The 3,647-nt window shown below is 54.5% G+C and carries 4 protein-coding genes; all 4 read left to right on the top strand.

Going from position 1 to position 3,647, the window contains the following annotated elements; genetic code table 11:
• Nucleotides 1–412 precede the first annotated feature (412 nt).
• Nucleotides 413–1,564 (top strand): outer membrane beta-barrel protein, encoded by a 1,152-nt coding sequence (locus AC2VNM_RS02685; protein WP_483190077.1) that lies wholly within the window; start codon nucleotides 413–415, stop codon nucleotides 1,562–1,564.
• Nucleotides 1,565–1,588: 24 nt separating this feature from the next.
• Nucleotides 1,589–1,927, top strand: a complete 339-nt coding sequence (gene glnK / locus AC2VNM_RS02680; RefSeq protein ID WP_215873194.1) for a P-II family nitrogen regulator — start codon at nucleotides 1,589–1,591, stop codon at nucleotides 1,925–1,927.
• A gap of 55 nt (nucleotides 1,928–1,982) precedes the next feature.
• Nucleotides 1,983–3,287 carry an ammonium transporter gene (locus tag AC2VNM_RS02675; protein WP_486912822.1) on the top strand — a complete coding sequence of 435 codons (1,305 nt, stop codon included), beginning with the start codon at nucleotides 1,983–1,985 and terminating at the stop codon, nucleotides 3,285–3,287.
• Nucleotides 3,288–3,361: 74 nt separating this feature from the next.
• A partial coding sequence (locus AC2VNM_RS02670) for a glutamine amidotransferase-related protein (RefSeq protein ID WP_486912821.1) occupies nucleotides 3,362–3,647 on the top strand: 286 nt, incomplete at its 3' end.

Here is a 3,647-nt window from a genome sequence, read left to right as displayed (position 1 = left end):
GTCTTCTCTTCGATGGTATGGGCTGGCACCGAGACGTGCTGTTCCTTGCCCTTGGTGTCGGTAAAACGAAAATCAATGAACTTGACATCTTTTTCGGTGATCAGCGTTAGAACTTCTGCTGGGGTCATACCCATTTGTTGCACTCCTGCCTGTTATATGAAACGCACTCGATAGGTGAGCAAATTATGTGCCATCCATATCGCCGGTAAATCCGGGGGCGTAGACACCAATGATGCACCTAAGCAGTGCAATGGAAGCTCCGTATGCACTATAACCGTGCGTTACGGTAGGATTCTATCAAGATTATGGCGTTCGTATTCTTTTAACTATATGAACTAAAAGCGCTTATCTATGGTGGCACGAATTCTGCAACAGAGCATTCGCTTTTTTACCACCTACGAGGACAAGCGAAATGAAAAAAGCGTGGATACTTTCCGCTGCCGTAGTTGCCGCCCTAGCCGCTCCCATGGCTGATGCTTCTTTGAATCTGCCGAATCCCATCGAAGTCAGTGCTGGACCGCTGGGCAAGATTGGGGTGCAGGGTGCCATCAGCGGCCTGGGTTTCTGGCAGGACAATCCGCAGGGAGTTCCAGGCACTCTCGGGGCCAAGTATGCGGGTGCTACCATTAGCAATGGTTCGGTAATCGTGCAAAAGAGCTCGGGTCTGCTGCAATTTTATGCCCAGGCTGGCGTCTACAGTTTTCCCACCCTGGCGGCGTCGCTTACCGGCGCTAATCCCACTAGCACCATAAACGATTTCGGCGCCCTGCCCATTGCCTATCTGAAAATTGCGCCCAGTGGCAACTTTTCCATGGAAATCGGCAAACTTCCCACTCTGATTGGCGCCGAGGGTGGCTTTACCTATCAGAATATCAATATCGAGCGCGGATTACTTTGGGATATGGAGCCGATTGTCAGCCGCGGCATTCAATTCAATGCTAGCGTTGGTCCACTGAGCGCCTCTTTATCGTGGAACGATGGCTATTATTCCAATCGCTATAATGTTCTGAGTGGATTACTGACCTATACCATCAATAGCGCCAATACCTTGGCATTTTATGCCGACGGTCCCTTGGGAAAAGTGCGTACGTCCGCCAATAATGCCGCGTACACCCCGTATGGTACAGTCAGTCAGATCTATGGCCTGATCTACACCTATAGTTCCGGACCGTGGACCATTGAACCCTATTTCCAATACATGATCACGCCTAAGTCGGCCCGTCTGGGGATCGACAAGAACTTTGACAACTACGGTGGATCGCTGTTGGTAAACTATGCCGTAGACTCCGACATTTCCCTGGCTGGCCGAGTGGAGTACCTTGCCGTCGGCGGCGTACCGGGAGAAGCTCTGGAAAGCGTTGCTTCGTCGCTGACTGATCTTCCTGACGACTCCCATGCCTGGTCACTAACGGTAACCCCCACCTATCAATCGGGGGATTTCTTCGCCCGTGCGGAACTCTCCTACGTTACCGCCTCAACACCTACGGGTACCGGATTTGCGGGCCAGAATGGTCTGGCGACCAATCAGGTGCGCGGGATGGTCGAGACCGGCTTTCTTTTCTGATGGCAATCACAAGGGGGTAGAGGTATGAAACTGGTTACGGCAATCATCAAGCCGTTCAAACTGGATGATGTACGGGAGGCGCTCTCGGAAGTCGGCATTCAGGGCCTGACGGTAACGGAAGTCAAAGGGTTTGGGCGGCAAAAGGGCCACACGGAACTGTATCGCGGGGCCGAATATGTGGTGGATTTTCTGCCCAAGGTAAAAATCGAGACGGTGATCAAGGATGAGTTTCTTGATATCGCGATCGAAGCAATCTCTAAAGGTGCGAAAACAGGAAAAATCGGCGATGGAAAGATTTTTATCTCCGAAGTAGTCCAGGCCATTCGCATCCGCACCGGCGAGAGTGGCGATGAGGCCCTCTAGTCCGGCGTACTGATAAACGTATCGTTTCAAAACACCGTTACAAAGGAGAGGTTTTATGTCTGTGTCCTGGCTGAATACCGGCGACAACGCGTGGCAGCTAACGGCAGCAACCATCGTTGGCTTGCAAAGCGTCCCCGGTCTCGTTGTCCTCTATGGCGGCATCGTCAAAAAGAAATGGGCCATCAACTCTGCTTTTATGGCCTTCTACGCCTTCGCGGCGGTGCTCATTGCCTGGGTTCTCTGGGCCTATAATATGGGTTTTGGCCATGAATGGTTCCCCTTCGTCGGTCTGCCCCACCCCATCATCAGCATGCAGGATGAATTGACCCAGGCATTACTGCCGACATCAAATACCACTGCCAATTTCCCGATGTCGACGATGGTATATTTCCAGTTCGTCTTCGCGGCCATCACTTTGGTCATTATGGCGGGCGCCTTTCTCGGACGCATGAGCTTCAAGGCTTGGATGATTTTTGTGCCCCTATGGTTGACCTTCTCGTACACCGTTGGCGCGTTCAGTCTCTGGGGCGGTGGTTTCCTGTCCTCTTTGGGCGTGATCGACTACTCCGGTGGCTACGTGATCCATTTATCGGCGGGTATTGCCGGCTTTGTTGGTGCCGCCGTGATCGGTCCCCGTCTGGCCCGTGATCGCGAAAATTTCCAGCCTAACAATGTGCTCTTGATGCTCGTTGGCGCCGGCCTCTTGTGGCTGGGATGGAACGGCTTCAACGGCGGTGATCCCTACGCTGCCAGTCGTGATGCCGGTGCGGCAGTGCTGAACACCAATCTCACTACGGCAGTCAGTGTGATTGTCTGGACGATGATGGACATCTTCTACTTCAAGAAGCCATCGGTGATCGGTGCGGTGCAGGGTATGATCACCGGCTTGGTGGCCATCACCCCGGCGGCGGGTGTGGTGGATGGCTGGGGCGCGATCGCTATTGGTATTGCCTCTGGCATCATCCCCTGGATCAGCATGAACATCGTCGGCAAGACCGCCCTGTTCCGCAAGGTGGATGATACCCTTGGCGTGTTTCACACGCATGCGGTGGCAGGTGTGCTGGGCGGCATCATGACTGGCCTGCTCGCTACCAAAGAGGGTTGCGCGGCGTTTGGCCTCTCCAATCCTGGCGGTGCCATTGCTGGCAATTGGCATCAGGTCTGGTTGCAGATCATTGGAGCCGCCTTCATCATTGGCCTCAATATCGTTGTTACCTTTATTCTGCTCAAGCTGATCAGCCTGGTAACGCCGTTGCGCATGAGCGAAGAGGAATTGTTGATTGGTGATGATGCGGTGCATGGCGAGGAAGCCTACGCGTTCTACGGCGAAGGCGAGAGGCATCCGGTCCTGGGTGACTGATCTGGTCGTGCCGTAGCCGTTCAGCAGCGGCGGCCCTCGGGTCGCCGTTTACTTTTGGGGCAGGAGGACTTTTGATGGCGACAATATTGGTTTTGCAACATCACCCAGACGAAGGGTTGGGTAGCCTCGCTCCGCTCCTTGCGAGCCTTGGCTACGCAACGGACGTACGCGCGCTGGAGCGAGGCGATCCGGTGCCCAGCAGCCCGGCGTCGTATGTGGCCCTGATCGTCATGGGTGGCCCCATGAGCGTGCACGATGAAGCGGAATACCCCTGGTTGCGCGCCGAGAAGGCCTTGATTCGCTCGGCTGCGGCAGAACAGTTTCCGATCCTGGGGCATTGTTTGGGGGCGCAGCTCATCA

It is taken from the genome of Acidithiobacillus sp. TH-A67 (assembly GCF_057473545.1).
Note: the sequence above shows the minus strand (reverse complement) of the source record. Positions and strands in the feature narration are given on the sequence as shown.

Excerpts from the sequence above, each read along its gene's own strand:
- AC2VNM_RS02685 (WP_483190077.1), top strand. The coding sequence starts at position 413 with ATGAAAAAAGCGTGGATACTTTCCGCTGCCGTAGTTGCCGCCCTAGCC.
- glnK (WP_215873194.1), top strand. The coding sequence starts at position 1,589 with ATGAAACTGGTTACGGCAATCATCAAGCCGTTCAAACTGGATGATGTA.
- AC2VNM_RS02675 (WP_486912822.1), top strand. The coding sequence starts at position 1,983 with ATGTCTGTGTCCTGGCTGAATACCGGCGACAACGCGTGGCAGCTAACG.